Consider the following 13853-nt stretch of genomic DNA (forward strand, 5'->3'; position numbering starts at 1 on the left):
GTTGCCTTAGCGTTAACGCAGGCTAAGGAAATCGACAATCTGCGTGAAATAATCTTCAAAGCCTGCAAAAGCGTGGTTGCCGCCGGTTTCCACCGTCTGACGGCACGGCGCGTAGTACGCCACCGCCTGGCGGTAATCCAGCACCTCGTCGCCTGTCTGCTGTAACAGCCAGATAAGATCCGGGGCTTCGAGCGGCTCAATTTGCATCACTTTCAGATCGTAAATATGGCGAGACTCTAGCACATATTGCTGCCCGGTGTAGGGGTTCTCGTTCGCGCCGAGAAAATCGGTCAGCAGCTCAAAGGGGCGCACCGCCGGGTTCACCACCACCGCTGGCAGCATAAAACATTGCGAAAGCCAGGTTGCGTAATAACCGCCAAGCGAGGAGCCCACGACGCCGAGCGGCTCGCCGCCGTGCTCAAGCACTAACGACTCCAGCAGCTCCGCGGCATCAGACGGATACGGCGGCAGTTGCGGAACGACCATATTAATTTCTGGATGCTGCTGCGCCAGCCAGCGTTGCAAGCTGGTGGCCTTCGCCGAGCGAGGAGAACTGTTAAAACCGTGGAGGTAGAGGAGCGTAGACATCAGTATCCTTCTGATGCGGTATCAGGGCGGAACTGCGCGCCTTCAAGGCGGCACACTTCCGTAGTGAGCGAGCCGTCAGGGTGCAGATTCAGCCAGCGCCAGCCGGGTGCGACCGTATCAAGCGTAAAGCCCGCGCAGTGAGGTTTGAACTGAACGCAGGTAGACGGCGTCGCCATCAGGCGGCGGCCGTTCCAGTCGAGATCCAGCTCCTGATGAATATGCCCGCAAAGCAGATGCTTCACTTGCGGGTAATGGTTCAGCACATCGTCAAGCGCCTGCGCGTTGCGCAGGCTGTGTTGATCGAGCCAGCCGCAGCCGGACGGCAGCGGGTGATGGTGCAAAAGCAGCAGCGTATGGCGCTCCGGCGCCGCCTGAAGCATGCGCTCAAGCCACTCGAGCTGGTAGTCGCTCAGCTCGCCGTGCGGCACGCCGAAAACCTGGCTGTCGAGCAGCAGCACCTGCCAGTTATCTCCTGCGAACACGCGCTTGGCGGGCGAAATGCCGGCGTCCTGGAGTGTGCTGTACATCGCGGGCTGGAAATCGTGGTTGCCCGGCAGCCAGACGCAGGGTGCGGGCAAGGAGGCGATACCTGTTGCAAAGTGTTCATAAGCCTCAGGCGTATGATCCTGCGCCAGGTCGCCTGTCGCGACAATCAGATCGCACTCGCGCTGTTCGGCGTGAAGCTCTGCCAGCACCGCCTGGTAGCTCTCCCAGGTGTTGACGCCGAGCAGGGTATCGTTCTTTCCGGCAAACAGGTGAGTATCGGTAATTTGTAGAATCCTGACGCTGGCCCCACCAGCAACAGGAAGATTTAACAGGCTTTCCAAATGGTGTCCTTAGGTTTCACGACGCTAACAAACCGGAACCGCCATTGCTCCATGCGCTAAACAGTAGCGTAGCCAGTCGGCAAGAAACTGGTTAATTTGATGTTTTTCGTCGCGCTGATGCAACTTTTTATTTGGGTAATCATAACGCGCTTTGAAGCGAAAGATCTGCTGGCTTGAACACACTTCCGCGACCATGGCGTCATGGTAAAGCCTTACGCTCATTGACGGCAAACTCCAGTAGCTCACTTTCGGCGCGGTTTGCTCTATCTGTACAAGCGTGGTGTACCGGGTTGATTCGAGGATAGTTAAACGGTATTGCGCGCCCGCCACCTGATAACTTACGGCTTCGCCCGGCGCGTCATTGCGCGGCAACAGGCGGCGCAGCTGCGCGAAGTTAGTCTCGCACAGGCGCATCATTTCTGGAAAATCAGGTGTATAACGCTTCATATTCAGGTGTTCCACTCGTTTCTCAATGCTTGATAATGTAATTGCAGCCATTGCAATGCGATGACGGAGGCTGCGTTGTCGATTCTCCCCTCTTCTACCCACTGGTATGCCTGTTCCCGGCTTACCACATGAACCCGAATATCTTCGTTTTCATCAGCCAGACCGTGTATGCCTTGCGCGGTCGTGGCGTCCACTTCGCCAACCATTAATGACAGGCGCTCACTGGTGCCGCCAGGGCTTGCCAGATAGCTCATGAATTTTTTTACTCGCCCGACGGAAAGGCCTGCCTCTTCCATCGCCTCGCGGCGCGCGACCTCTTCCACCGTTTCGCCAGGCTCAATCATACCGGCGACCAGTTCCAGCAGCCACGGGGTGTCGCTGGTATCGAAAGCGGCGATACGAATCTGCTCGATCAGTACCACCTCATCACGCACAGGGTCAAAGGGTAGCAGGACTGCGGCATGGCCGCGCTCAAAAATTTCGCGCCGCACTTCCCCGCTCATTTCGCCATTGAAAAGGCGGTGGCGAAAGCGGTAAAGATCGAGCGAAAAAAAGCCGCGATATAGCTTTTCCCGTGCAATAATTTCTACATCGTTTTTGGTGAAAGTAACGGGGCGTGGGGTTGATTTGCTCATGATGGTTTCCGGTTCGAGATGGTGCCGAATCTGGGCATTTCAAGCCAGTTTACCTGCCGTTTCATTGCCCATGTGATAGATTGTGGAAATTTAGCGGCAGAAGGCACGTTACGCCAAGCCTCACGGCGGGTTGACTCTGGTAGAATCGGCGATCAATTTTTCGGCTTCTGACAGCGCTAATAAATTCTTTATGCTTCACAACAAGGAATGCAAATGAAGAAACTGCTCCCCATCCTTATCGGCCTGAGCCTGACGGGCTTCAGCGCCATGAGCCAGGCAGAAAACCTGTTGCAGGTTTACCAGCAGGCACGTTTAAGTAACCCGGACCTGCGCAGCTCCGCTGCTGACCGCGACGCCGCATTCGAAAAAATTAACGAAGCCCGCAGTCCTTTACTTCCGCAGCTCGGCCTGGGTGCAGATTACACCTATAACAGCGGTTTTCGCGATAACGACGGCGTAGACAGCACCGCCAAGAGCGCGTCGCTGCAATTAACCCAGACCATTTTCGATATGTCCAAATGGCGCGCCCTGACCCTGCAGGAAAAAACCGCAGGCATTCAGGATGTGACCTACCAGACCGATCAGCAGACGCTGATGCTGAACACCGCGACAGCTTATTTCCAGGTGCTGAGCGCGATTGACGCGCTCTCCTACACCGAAGCGCAGAAACAGGCGATCTACCGCCAGCTCGATCAAACCACCCAGCGTTTTAACGTGGGCCTGGTGGCGATTACCGACGTGCAGAACGCCCGCGCGCAGTACGATAACGTGCTGGCGAACGAAGTGACCGCGCGTAACAACCTCGATAACGCGCTGGAACAGCTGCGCCAGGTGACGGGCAACTACTACCCGCAGCTCGCGTCGCTGAACGTCGATAATTTCAAAACTACCAAACCGGCCGCCGTTAACGCGCTGCTGAAAGAGGCAGAACAGCGTAACCTGACGCTGCTGCAGGCGCGTCTGAGCCAGGATCTGGCGCGTGAGCAGATCCGCTACGCTGAAACCGGCCATATGCCGACGCTCGGCTTAACGGCGTCCAGCAGCGTGTCGGACACCGACTACAGCGGCAGCAAAACCAGCGGCGCGGCGGCAAGCCGTTACGCTGACAGCAAAATCGGCCAGAACTCCATCGGCCTGAGCTTCAACCTGCCGCTCTACAGCGGCGGCTCGGTGACATCACAAGTTAAACAAGCGCAGTACAGCTTCGTTGGCGCCAGCGAAAAACTGGAAAGCGCGCACCGCAACGTCGTGCAGACCGTGCGTTCGTCTTATAACAACGTTAACGCCTCCATCAGCAGCATCAAAGCCTATGAGCAGGCGGTCGTGTCCGCGCAAAGCTCACTGGATGCGATGGAAGCCGGTTACTCGGTCGGTACGCGTACCATCGTCGATGTGCTGGACGCCACCACCACGCTGTACAACGCCAAACAGCAGCTCTCCAGCGCGCGTTATAACTACCTGATCAACCAGCTCAATATTAAATCTGCGCTGGGTACGCTCAACGAGCAGGATCTGGTCGCGCTGAATAACTCGCTGGGCAAACCGGTCTCCACCGCGCCTGAAAGCGTCGCCCCGGAAAACCCGGAGCAGGATGCCGCCGTGAATAACATGGCGAACGGCGGCGGCAATGCGCCTGCCATGCAGCCTGCCGCGGCCACCCGTAGCAGCAACAGCAACAGCGGCAACCCGTTCCGTCAGTAATCGCTGTGGCGGGAGGCGCAACGGCCTCCCGCCTGAACGTAAGTCAACGTAAAGATCCCCGCCCCCTCCGGCCTCCCGCTTTAATTTCAACCACTCATCCACTATCCTGAGCACCATAACTGTGCAATACCACTGGGTCAGGATGCAGGCATGAAACGGACAAAACAGATTAACCGCGCGATGTTTCGCAAAAGCTGGAACGCGCGTCATTTAACGCCGGTGGCCTTCGCGGTCACCGCAGCATTCATGCTGGCGGGTTGCGAAAAGAGCGATGAAACCGTCCAGCTTTATCAAAACGCAGACGACTGCTCGGCGGCCAACCCCGGCAAAAGGGCTGAATGCACCACCGCGTATAACAACGCCCTGAAAGAGGCGGAACGCACCGCGCCGAAATACGCCACTCGTGAAGACTGCGTGGCGGAATTTGGCGAAGATCAGTGCAAACAAGTCAATAACACCAATACCAGCCAGGCCACGCAGCAGACCGGCAGCATGTGGATGCCGCTGATGGCGGGTTACATGATGGGCCGTCTGATGGGCGGCGGCATGGGATTCGCCCAACAACCGCTGTTCAGCTCGCGCAACCCGGCAAGCCCGGCTTACGGTAAATATACCGACGCCAGCGGCCGTAATTACGGCGCCGCGCAGCCGGGCCGTACCATGACCGTACCGAAATCGGCGATGGCACCGAAACCAGCGACCACCTCAACCATCACCCGCGGTGGTTTTGGTGATTCCGTCGCGAAACAGGCCACGATGCAGCGCAGCGCGGCGGGTTCTTCTTCTCGTTCAATGGGCGGCTGACACATGGAAAGAATCGCTATCAGCGAGCGCCCGGACTGGCGCGATAAGGCCACGGAGTACGGTTTTAACTTTCACACCATGTACGGCGAGCCATACTGGTGCGAAGACGCGTACTACCGCCTGACGCTGGCGCAGGTCGAAAAGCTCGAAGAGGTGACGGCCGAGCTGCACCAGATGTGCTTACAGGTGGTGGAGAAAGTGGTCGCGAGCGACGCGCTGATGACCAAATTCCGCATTCCGAAGCACACGTGGGAGTTTGTACGTCAGTCCTGGCGCAGCGGCCAGCCGTCGCTCTATTCGCGTCTCGATCTCGCCTGGGACGGACGCGGCGAGCCAAAACTTCTCGAAAATAACGCCGATACGCCGACCTCTTTATATGAAGCGGCATTCTTTCAGTGGATCTGGCTCGAAGATCAGCTGCGCGCCGGGAATCTCCCGCAGGGCAGCGATCAGTTCAATAGCCTCCAGGAGAAGATCATCGAGCGTTTCGGCGAGCTGAAAGCGCAGTACGGCTTTAACCGTCTGCATCTCGCCTGCTGTCGCGATACGGTGGAAGATCGCGGCACGGTGCAGTATTTACAGGATTGCGCCAGCGAAGCCGGGATCGAGAACGATTTTCTGTTTATCGAAGATATCGGCCTTGGCGAAAAGGGGCAGTTTACCGATCTCCAGGATCAGGTCATCAGTAACCTGTTTAAGCTCTATCCGTGGGAGTACATGCTGCGCGAAACCTTCTCCACCAAGCTTGAGGACGCGGGCGTGCGCTGGCTGGAGCCGGCGTGGAAGAGCATTATCTCCAACAAAGCGCTGCTGCCGCTGCTGTGGGAACTCTACCCAAATCACCCTAACCTGCTGCCGGCGTACTTCAGCGAAGATAACCCGCCGCCGATGGAAAAATATGTGGTGAAGCCCATTTTCTCCCGCGAAGGCGCTAACGTGTCGATCGTTGAAAACGGCCAGACTATCGCGCAGGTGGAAGGCCCGTATGGCGAAGAAGGCACCATCGTGCAGCAGTTCCATCCGCTGCCGAAATTCGGTGACAGCTACACGCTTATCGGCAGCTGGCTTATCAACGATCAGCCAGCCGGGATCGGCATTCGTGAAGACAGAGCGCTGATAACCCAGGATCTCTCCCGCTTCTATCCGCACCTGTTTGTGGAATAACCGAAATGGCGCCCCAGGGCGCCATGGTTAACCCACCTGCACCGATAACATACTCAACGACGCCATTTCCAGCCCATCGACCGGGATGCTGATGTTTTCGCTGCCGTCCCACGCGCCGAGCGTGTACAGCAGCGGCAGGAAGTGCTCTGCCGTCGGGTTCGACAGGCTGCCGCCGGGGTGCGCCAGATAGTTGACCAGCGGGTGTGCCGCCGCCTCGCCGCGCCACGTCAGATTATCTTTAACAAAGTTATTGAACGACTCCGCCCACGCATACGGTTCGCCTTCGCCATGCCAGCGCGCGGTACGCAGGTTATGAACGACATTGCCGCTCGCCACCAGCATAACGCCTTCGTCACGTAATGCCGCAAGGCGCTGGCCCATCTGATAGTGCCAGACCGGGGGTTTGGTGCTGTCTATACTCAGTTGCACCAGCGGAATATCGGCCTGCGGATACATTTTTATCAGTACGCCCCAGGCACCGTGGTCAAAGCCCCAGGCTTCTTTATCAAGCGTGACTGGCAGCGGCGCCAGGAGATCGACCACGCGCTGTGCCAGCGTGGGCGAGCCGGGCGCAGGGTAGTGTGTATCGTACAGCGCCTGCGGGAAACCGCCGAAATCGTGAATGGTTTGCGGCTGCTCCATCGCGGTGACGCCGGTGCCGCGCGTAAACCAGTGTGCCGAGACCATCACAATGGCTTTCGGACGCGGCAGCGTTTCGCCAAGCGTGCGCCAGGCGCGGGTATAACGGTTATCTTCCAGCACGTTCATCGGGCTGCCGTGGCCCAGAAACAGTGCGGGCATGCGAGTGGAAGCAGTCATTTTTATATCCTGAAACGGTAAAATCAATAACGCTACCTTACGCTTATCGCACACAGAAAGAACGGAGATAACCGTGATGAAGACCGTCAGAAAATTTGAATGTAAGTAATCTGTAAAAGCCACGGACGGGCCTCGACTTTTCCGTTCCGCCCGATAAATTAATGATAATTATTATCAAAAAGGAGTGTTCGATGTCAGTGCCTCTGATCCTGACCTTACTGGCGGGTGGCGCCACGTTTATCGGCGCGCTGCTCGGTGTGCTGGGGCAGAAGCCCTCCAACCGGCTGCTGGCCTTCTCGCTGGGCTTTGCCGCAGGCATTATGCTGCTGATTTCGCTAATGGAAATGTTGCCCGCCGCGCTCGGCGAAGACGGCATGTCACCGGTGCTGGGGTATGGCATGTTTATCGTCGGCCTGCTCGGCTATTTCGCGCTCGATCGTATATTGCCGCACGCGCACCCGCAGGATCTTATCGACTCGCCGCCGGCCCATGCGTCACGCAATCTGCGCCGCACCGCGCTTTTGCTGACGCTTGGCATCAGCCTGCATAACTTCCCGGAAGGTATCGCCACCTATGTGACGGCCAGCACCAACCTGGAGCTGGGCTTCGGAATTGCGCTCGCCGTCGCCTTACACAACATCCCGGAAGGACTGGCGGTGGCGGGCCCGGTTTACGCGGCCACCGGCTCGCGCCGTAAAGCGGTTATCTGGGCGGGGCTCTCCGGGATGGCCGAAATTCTGGGCGGCGTGCTGGCGTGGCTTATTCTCGGCACAATGGTGTCGCCGGTGGTCATGGCGGCGATTATGGCGGCAGTCGCCGGGATCATGGTGGCGCTGTCGGTGGATGAGCTGATGCCGCTTGCCAAAGAGATCGATCCGCATAACAACCCGAGCTACGGCGTGCTGTGCGGCATGTCAGTGATGGGATTAAGCCTGACGCTGCTGCAAACGAGCGGCCTTAGCGGCTAATAAAAAAGCCCGGTCTGACCGGGCTTTCAGAAGCATTCAGGCCCGGCGCTCGCCGGGCTTTTTGTCAGCTCGCTTTGCGCTCCTGCGCCTGGCGATAGCTCACTAAATCTTCAATGGTTACGACCGGCATATTGTGTTCGCGGGCAAACGCGATGCACTCCGGCGCGCGCGCCATGGTGCCGTCGTCGTTAGTCAGTTCGCACAGCACGCCTGCCGGTTTAAAGCCCGCCAGCGAGACTAAATCGATAGTCGCTTCGGTGTGGCCGCCGCGGGTCAGTACGCCGCCCGGCTGCGCGCGCAGCGGGAAAACGTGGCCAGGACGGTGCAGATCGGACGGTTTCGCGTCGTCGGCAATCGCCGCGCGAATGGTCGTGATGCGGTCGGCGGCGGAAACGCCAGTGGTCACGCCGTGTGCCGCTTCGATGGTGACGGTAAAACCGGTGCCGAACGCGCTGGTGTTGTTTTCCACCATCATCGGCAGGTCAAGCTGTTTACGGCGTTCTTCGGTCAGGCACAGGCAGACGATGCCGCTGCCGTGACGGATGGTCAGCGCCATCTGTTCAACGGTCATGGTTTCGGCGGCGAAAATCATGTCGCCTTCGTTTTCACGGTTCTCGTCATCAAGCACCATCACACCGCGCCCTTCGCGCAGTGCGGCGATCGCGTTTTCCACGCGTTCAAAAGCGGTGCCAAAAGCAGAAAGAAGCGTCTGATTCATGGTAAAGAAACCTCATTAATTATATGGATTACCAGAATCAGGGCGGTCTTAGGAGTGCCGGCAAGCGGCAAGCAAAATAACGTGAGTGGGCGCAAGCCCAGGCAGATCGTTACCCTCTCCCATCCGGACTTTAACCGTCGGCCCCGGAATTACACCGGATCTGCTGACCTTCAGAAACAACCTGAAGCGCTCGCGGGCTTTCAGTTTATCTTGCGTCTTCGCTTTCGCGCTGGAGCAGAACAAGCCTGATTTACCGCCGGTGGGGAATTTCACCCCGCCCTGAGAATAAGCGGGATAACTATAACGCCATTGATAATCGTCGGCAATGCATGAGATTCAAACATTTCCGGTTTATACCCTTCCGATCAGCGATTACAATTACTCTTCAGACCATACCAGATCAGGGAAACCGCTATGATTGACCCGAAGAAAATTGAACAGATCGCCCGTCAGGTCCATGAATCGATGCCAAAAGGGATCCGTGAGATCGGGGAAGATGTTGAGAAGAAAATCCGCCAGGTACTGCAGGCTCAGCTGTCTCGCCTGGATCTGGTGAGTCGTGAGGAGTTTGACGTGCAGACGCAGGTACTGCTGCGCACTCGCGAGAAACTGACAGCGCTGGAGCAGCGTCTGACCGCGCTGGAATCGCGTGGTGCTGCGGCCTCCGCGCCGGCTGACACCTCAGCAACCACGACCGCAGGCAGCGCCAGCGCGCCCGTGACCGCCGTGACGCCGCCGCCTGCCATCCCGCCGGTCGATAGCCTCGACAAACAGGACTGACAGAAACGACAACGCCCCCTGCCAGGCAAGGGGCGTTCGTGCAACGTGCGTTAGCTGTTCTTCTGGATCTTCTTGATGATATTGGTGGTCGAGCAGCCATCTTCGAAGTTCAGCACCATGACGTCCCCGCCATTCGCCCACACCTCTTTGCTGCCCGCGATATCTTCAGGTTTGTAGTCGCCACCTTTAACCAGCAGATCCGGCAGGATTTCACTAATCAGCCGCTGCGGCGTGTCTTCTTCAAACGGCACCACCCAGTCTACCGCTTCCAGCGCGGCCAGCACGATCATACGCTGCTCCTGCGGGTTTACCGGGCGCGTATCGCCTTTCAGGCGTCGGGTGGAGGCGTCGCTGTTGACCGCCACGATCAGGCGATCGCCAAGCTTGCGGGCATTCGCCAGATACGAGACGTGGCCTGCGTGGAGGATGTCGAACACGCCGTTGGTCATCACCACTTTCTCGCCGCGCTTGCGCGCCGCCAGTACGGCTTCTTTCAGCGCCGCCTCGCTCATCACGCCAAAGCCCGTCTCCGCGCGTCCGCGCACCGCGTTTTCCAGCTCGACCGGCGACACGGTTGACGTACCGAGTTTGCCGACCACCACACCCGCCGCCGCGTTGGCGAAGAAGCAGGCTTCTTCCAGCGAATTGCCGGAGGCCAGCGTCGCCGCCAGCACGCCAATCACGGTGTCGCCCGCGCCGGTCACGTCATAGACTTCCTGCGCCTGCGTCGGCAGGTGGAACGGCGCTTTGCCCGGTTGCAGCAGCGTCATACCCTGCTCTGAGCGGGTCACCAGCAGCGCGCTGAGATCGAAATCGGCGATGATTTTCATGCCGCGCTCGACAATGTCCTGCTCGGTTTTGCACTTGCCTGCCACTGCTTCAAACTCAGACAGGTTCGGCGTCAGCAATGTCGCGCCGCGATAGCGCTCAAAATCGGTGCCTTTCGGATCGATAAGCACCGGAACGCCGGCTTTACGCGCCAGCTGGATCATCTGCTGAACGCTTGCGAGCGCGCCTTTGGCGTAGTCAGAAAGCACCAGCGCGCCGATCTGCCCCAGAGCCTGGTTAATGCGCTCGTGCAGCGGCTCGGGATCCACGCCATCGAAACCTTCTTCAAAATCCAGGCGGATCAGCTGCTGATTGCGGGACAGCACGCGCAGCTTGGTGATGGTCGGGTGCGTCGGCACTGACACAAAATCACATTTCACGTTCACCTGTGCCAGAGACTGGCTGAGCGCGCGCGCCGCGTCGTCAATACCCGTCAGGCCGACCAGGCGCGAGCTGGCGCCCAGAGACGCGATGTTCATCGCCACGTTCGCCGCGCCGCCCGGGCGCTCTTCGATGGTTTCCACTTTGACGACCGGCACCGGCGCTTCTGGTGAAATGCGGCTCGTCGGGCCATACCAGTAGCGGTCCAGCATCACATCACCCACTACCATGACGCCTGCGCGTTCAAAATCGGGCAGCGTTACTTTCATTCCTGACTCTCCTGAGAGACACCAAAATTTGCGCGCGATGATAGCACAGTTACGCGCAATCGCACGGTTACGCCGGGGCCAGCCAGCGCCGCCAGCTCTCGCGCACCTGTTCGCGCTCAGGCCCGAACGCCGTCTGCGCCACATGACCTGGCTGTTCCTGTAGCGCCAGATGGTGCAGTTCATCGCGCAGCGTAACATAGGCGTGCGTCAGCGCTTTCGCCTCGTCCTCGCGCATAATGTCATTCTGCGCCAGCAGCTCCAGAATACGCACGTTATCGGACCAGCGCGTCAGCTTCGGCTGCTCCGGCGCGTAGCGCAGCACCAGATACTGCGTAATAAATTCGATATCCGTAATGCCGCCTTCATCGGCTTTGATATCAAACCGGTCGCGGTGTTTATTGCCCAGATGCGCGCGCATTTTTTCGCGCATTTCGCGCACGTCGGTTTGCAGCTTGTCGCCGTCGCGCGGGGTGGCGAGGACGTCGCGGCGAATCGCGTCAAACTGCGCCTGCAGCGGCCTGTCGCCGTACACAACACGCGCGCGCACCAGCGCCTGATGCTCCCAGGTCCAGGCCTCGTTTTTCTGGTAATCGGCGAACGCTTCCGCGGTGGTCACCAGCATGCCTGCCGCGCCGGACGGGCGCAGCCTGGCGTCCACTTCATAGAGAATGCCGGACGACGTGCGGGTGCTGAAGAGATGCATAATGCGTTGCGCCAGGCGCAGATAGAACTGGCGGCCATCGATTTCGCGCTCGCCGTCGGTCATGACATCCGCCGGGCAGTCATGCAGGAAGACTAAATCGAGATCGGAGCTGTAGCCGAGCTCCCAGCCGCCGAGCTTGCCATAGCCCACCACCGCGAAACCGCGCCCGTCGCGATCGCGCAGATGCGTCGGCTGGCCGTAGCGCGCCACCATATGGCCCCACGCCTGCAGTACTACCGCGTCAATAATCGCCTCGGCAAGCCAGGTTAAGTGATCGCTCACTTTCATCACCGGCAGCGTACCGGCGATATCCGCCGCCGCCACGCGCAGCAGTTGCGCCTGTTTAAACTGGCGCAGCGCCTCAAGCTGTTGTTCTTCGTCGTCATCCGGCACGCGCAGCAGATACTGGCGCAGCTCGTCGCGATAGGCGTCCATCGCCGTCGGCTGATAGAGCGTATTCGGGTCGAGCAGTTCATCAAGCAGTAGCGGGTAGCGCGCCAGCTGGCTTGCGACCATCGGCGAGGCGGCGCACAGGCGAATTAAGTGCTTCAGCGCGCCAGGATATTCGCTTAGCAGCTCAAGATACGTGGTACGGGTGACAATGCCGGTGAGCAGCGGCGTGACGCGGGAGAGCGCCAGCGCCGCGTCGTCCGGGCTTGCGCAGACGGCGTTCAGCAAAGGCGGCATCAAATTATCAAGCACCTGACGACCGCGCGGGCCGATAGTGCGCTTTTCAGTCTCTTTACGAAAATCCGCGAGTGTTGCGAGGAACCGCATCCGGCTTTCCGCGCCCAGCTCGCTCAGCACCGGCGTGTCGTCGTCGGCATCAAGCGCGTCATGCCACAGCTCGCGCCAGCCTTCGTTCAGCGCCTCTTCGCCCGTGCCCGGCTCTTCATCGCCGATAAGCTCGTTAAACACGCGCCGCACGCCCGTCATATGGCGCTCCAGCCGCGCGCTGAGCGCGTCCCAGCTCTCTTCGTCCATTGCCCAGGCCAGACGCGCGCGATTAAGCGCGTCGCCAGGCAGCGTCTGGGTCTGTTCATCGTTAATGCTTTGCAGCAGGTTTTCGAGACGCCGCAGGAAGAGATAGGCCTCGCGCAGGCAGGTGGCGTCGTCCGGCGAGAGCAGATGCAGTTGCTCAATCGCCTCAAGCGTCGGCAGCAGCGAGCGCTGCTGTAACGACGGCTCGCGCCCGCCGCGGATCAGCTGGAACACCTGAACGATAAACTCGGTTTCGCGGATGCCGCCCGCGCCGAGCTTGATGTTATCGGTCAGCCCCCGGCGGCGCACTTCACGGGCAATCATGCCTTTCATGTTGCGCAGCGACTGGATCACGCTGAAATCGATATAGCGGCGGAAGATAAACGGCCGCAGCATGGCGCGCAGCTCCTGGCTCCAGGCGTCGTCGTTATCGCCCATGATGCGCGCTTTGACCATCGCGTAACGCTCCCAGTCGCGCCCCTGCTCCTGGTAGTAATCCTCAAGCGCCGCGAAGCTCAGCACCAGTGGGCCGCTGTCGCCAAACGGCCGCAGGCGCATGTCCACGCGGTAGACAAAACCGTCCTGCGTGGGCTGGTCGAGCGCTTTGATAAGCCGCTGGCCGAGGCGCGTGAAAAACTGCGCGTTGTCGAGTTCGCGCCGTCCGCCCTGGGTCGAGCCGCCTTCCGGCCAGGCGAAGATAAGATCGATATCCGAAGAAAAGTTGAGTTCGCCGCCGCCGAGTTTTCCCATGCCAAGGATCATCAGCGGCTGCGGGACGCCCTGCGCGTTGCACGGCGTGCCCCATTCGCGACAGCAGGCGGCGTAGAGCCAGTCGCGCGCGGCGACGATAAGGGTTTCCGCAAGCTGGCTGAGCTGCGTGAGCGTTTCCTGCGTGGTGGCCTGCTTAAGCGCCTGCGACCAGGCGATGCGCGTCATCATCCGGCGGCGGAACTGGCGCAGCGCGCGCATCAGCGCCGCCTCGTCGTTAACCTCCGCGAGCGCGGTCTGAAGCCAGGCGGGATAGTGACGCCATTCGTCAGGCGCGGGCGGCGCGGCTTCCAGCTCGCTCAGCCATTGCGGGTGCGCGCTGAGCGCCTCGCGGACAAAATCGCTGAAGGTGAGCACCGCGCGCGCGTCATCGCTGAGCGCGGCGGCATCAAACGGCAGCCGCTCCACCACGGCTTGCCACTGTTGTTGCAAAGGGAGGGAGAGCGGCGTCATGCGGGTTTCCTGTGGTTAT

The 13853-nt window shown here is 59.6% G+C and carries 13 protein-coding genes and 1 riboswitch; of the genes, 5 read left to right on the forward strand and 8 right to left on the reverse strand.

Annotation, left to right across the window (positions count from 1 at the left end; all coding sequences use genetic code 11):
• Positions 1-12: 12 nt before the first annotated feature.
• From yqiA to nudF, 4 genes are read right to left on the reverse strand one after another with little or no spacing between them, the layout of a single operon-like run.
• A complete protein-coding gene (yqiA, locus tag ACUW6V_RS09210) occupies positions 13-588 on the reverse strand; it encodes an esterase YqiA (RefSeq protein WP_004385614.1) in 576 nt (191 codons plus the stop codon).
• Positions 588-1415, reverse strand: coding sequence for a 3',5'-cyclic-AMP phosphodiesterase (gene cpdA / locus ACUW6V_RS09215; RefSeq protein ID WP_004385613.1), 828 nt, complete (start codon positions 1413-1415; stop codon positions 588-590). Before cpdA ends, yqiA begins: the two co-directional genes overlap by 1 nt.
• Before the next feature lie 24 nt (positions 1416-1439).
• Positions 1440-1862, reverse strand: coding sequence for a DUF1249 family protein (locus ACUW6V_RS09220; protein WP_004385612.1), 423 nt, complete (start codon positions 1860-1862; stop codon positions 1440-1442).
• A 2-nt stretch (positions 1863-1864) separates the two neighbouring features.
• Positions 1865-2497: an ADP-ribose diphosphatase gene (gene nudF / locus ACUW6V_RS09225; RefSeq protein ID WP_004385611.1), complete on the reverse strand. Its 633-nt coding sequence runs from the start codon at positions 2495-2497 to the stop codon at positions 1865-1867.
• A gap of 213 nt (positions 2498-2710) precedes the next feature.
• Here nudF and tolC point away from each other — a divergent pair, with 213 nt between their 5' ends.
• From tolC to ACUW6V_RS09240, 3 genes are all read left to right on the forward strand, one after another.
• Positions 2711-4198 (forward strand): outer membrane channel protein TolC, encoded by a 1488-nt coding sequence (gene tolC / locus ACUW6V_RS09230; protein ID WP_007895224.1) that lies wholly within the window; start codon positions 2711-2713, stop codon positions 4196-4198.
• A 150-nt stretch (positions 4199-4348) separates the two neighbouring features.
• Complete coding sequence (locus ACUW6V_RS09235; protein ID WP_454038269.1) at positions 4349-5002, forward strand: DUF1190 family protein; 654 nt, start codon at positions 4349-4351, stop codon at positions 5000-5002.
• Positions 5003-5005: 3 nt separating this feature from the next.
• A complete protein-coding gene (locus tag ACUW6V_RS09240) occupies positions 5006-6166 on the forward strand; it encodes a glutathionylspermidine synthase family protein (RefSeq protein ID WP_454038270.1) in 1161 nt (386 codons plus the stop codon).
• A 27-nt stretch (positions 6167-6193) separates the two neighbouring features.
• On the opposite strand, the gene ygiD is transcribed toward ACUW6V_RS09240, so the two are convergent.
• Positions 6194-6985: a 4,5-DOPA-extradiol-dioxygenase gene (ygiD, locus tag ACUW6V_RS09245; protein WP_454038271.1), complete on the reverse strand. Its 792-nt coding sequence runs from the start codon at positions 6983-6985 to the stop codon at positions 6194-6196.
• 191 nt (positions 6986-7176) lie between these two features.
• Between ygiD and zupT the strand changes: the two genes are divergently transcribed.
• Entirely contained in the window at positions 7177-7953 is a 777-nt protein-coding gene (gene zupT, locus ACUW6V_RS09250) for a zinc transporter ZupT (protein ID WP_007895215.1), read from the forward strand.
• 64 nt (positions 7954-8017) lie between these two features.
• Here zupT and ribB read toward each other — a convergent pair whose 3' ends face one another.
• Entirely contained in the window at positions 8018-8671 is a 654-nt protein-coding gene (gene ribB, locus ACUW6V_RS09255; RefSeq protein ID WP_012123813.1) for a 3,4-dihydroxy-2-butanone-4-phosphate synthase, read from the reverse strand.
• 107 nt (positions 8672-8778) lie between these two features.
• Positions 8779-8962: riboswitch (FMN riboswitch) on the reverse strand.
• Positions 8963-9085: 123 nt separating this feature from the next.
• Between ribB and ubiK the strand changes: the two genes are divergently transcribed.
• Positions 9086-9451 (forward strand): ubiquinone biosynthesis accessory factor UbiK, encoded by a 366-nt coding sequence (gene ubiK, locus ACUW6V_RS09260; RefSeq protein WP_063265310.1) that lies wholly within the window; start codon positions 9086-9088, stop codon positions 9449-9451.
• Positions 9452-9501: 50 nt separating this feature from the next.
• Here ubiK and hldE read toward each other — a convergent pair whose 3' ends face one another.
• Positions 9502-10929 (reverse strand): bifunctional D-glycero-beta-D-manno-heptose-7-phosphate kinase/D-glycero-beta-D-manno-heptose 1-phosphate adenylyltransferase HldE, encoded by a 1428-nt coding sequence (hldE, locus tag ACUW6V_RS09265; RefSeq protein WP_004385601.1) that lies wholly within the window; start codon positions 10927-10929, stop codon positions 9502-9504.
• Between the two features lie 67 nt (positions 10930-10996).
• Positions 10997-13834: a bifunctional [glutamate--ammonia ligase]-adenylyl-L-tyrosine phosphorylase/[glutamate--ammonia-ligase] adenylyltransferase gene (glnE, locus tag ACUW6V_RS09270; protein ID WP_454038272.1), complete on the reverse strand. Its 2838-nt coding sequence runs from the start codon at positions 13832-13834 to the stop codon at positions 10997-10999.
• Between the last annotated feature and the right edge of the window lie 19 nt (positions 13835-13853).

This window comes from Cronobacter sp. 153480017-3 (assembly GCF_053627815.1).

What these genes read in the sequence shown, in the direction of transcription:
- yqiA (WP_004385614.1), bottom strand. Translation starts at nt 588, where the DNA reads ATGTCTACGCTCCTCTACCTCCACGGTTTTAACAGTTCTCCTCGCTCG.
- ACUW6V_RS09220 (WP_004385612.1), bottom strand. Translation starts at nt 1,862, where the DNA reads ATGAAGCGTTATACACCTGATTTTCCAGAAATGATGCGCCTGTGCGAG.
- nudF (WP_004385611.1), bottom strand. Translation starts at nt 2,497, where the DNA reads ATGAGCAAATCAACCCCACGCCCCGTTACTTTCACCAAAAACGATGTA.
- tolC (WP_007895224.1), top strand. Translation starts at nt 2,711, where the DNA reads ATGAAGAAACTGCTCCCCATCCTTATCGGCCTGAGCCTGACGGGCTTC.
- ACUW6V_RS09235 (WP_454038269.1), top strand. Translation starts at nt 4,349, where the DNA reads ATGAAACGGACAAAACAGATTAACCGCGCGATGTTTCGCAAAAGCTGG.
- ACUW6V_RS09240 (WP_454038270.1), top strand. Translation starts at nt 5,006, where the DNA reads ATGGAAAGAATCGCTATCAGCGAGCGCCCGGACTGGCGCGATAAGGCC.
- ygiD (WP_454038271.1), bottom strand. Translation starts at nt 6,985, where the DNA reads ATGACTGCTTCCACTCGCATGCCCGCACTGTTTCTGGGCCACGGCAGC.
- zupT (WP_007895215.1), top strand. Translation starts at nt 7,177, where the DNA reads ATGTCAGTGCCTCTGATCCTGACCTTACTGGCGGGTGGCGCCACGTTT.
- ribB (WP_012123813.1), bottom strand. Translation starts at nt 8,671, where the DNA reads ATGAATCAGACGCTTCTTTCTGCTTTTGGCACCGCTTTTGAACGCGTG.
- ubiK (WP_063265310.1), top strand. Translation starts at nt 9,086, where the DNA reads ATGATTGACCCGAAGAAAATTGAACAGATCGCCCGTCAGGTCCATGAA.
- hldE (WP_004385601.1), bottom strand. Translation starts at nt 10,929, where the DNA reads ATGAAAGTAACGCTGCCCGATTTTGAACGCGCAGGCGTCATGGTAGTG.
- glnE (WP_454038272.1), bottom strand. Translation starts at nt 13,834, where the DNA reads ATGACGCCGCTCTCCCTCCCTTTGCAACAACAGTGGCAAGCCGTGGTG.